Below are 318 nucleotides of genomic sequence, written 5' to 3'. Positions count from 1 at the left end.
CGGAGACGGCGAGCTGCCCGGATTGCGGTCATGCCCTGCGCTTTTTGCGTGATGAAGTCAGTGAGCGACTGGAATATCGCCCCGCGACGTTTGTTGTCCGGCGTTATGTCTGTCCGCAGTACAGCTGCGCGGCCTGCCAGCGAATTCATGCCAAAGCCCAGCCCGCCCGGCTGATTGAAAAGGGCATTCCAGAGCCGGGGTTGCTGGCTCAGGTGGTGGTCGCCAAATATCGTGACCACCTGCCGCTCTACCGTCAGCAGCAAATCTATGCCCGCAGCGGCGTGACCCTGGCCCGCAGCACCCTGTCGGACTGGGTGG

General features: G+C 62.9%; 1 protein-coding gene. It reads left to right on the top strand.

The window, feature by feature from the left end; genetic code table 11:
- Positions 1-318: IS66 family transposase (locus EAE92_RS25645; protein ID WP_214069881.1), on the top strand; the 318-nt coding region annotated here is incomplete at both ends.

The organism is Photorhabdus hainanensis (assembly GCF_018448965.1).
Classification (GTDB): domain Bacteria; phylum Pseudomonadota; class Gammaproteobacteria; order Enterobacterales; family Enterobacteriaceae; genus Photorhabdus; species Photorhabdus akhurstii.
Note: the sequence above shows the minus strand (reverse complement) of the source record. Positions and strands in the feature narration are given on the sequence as shown.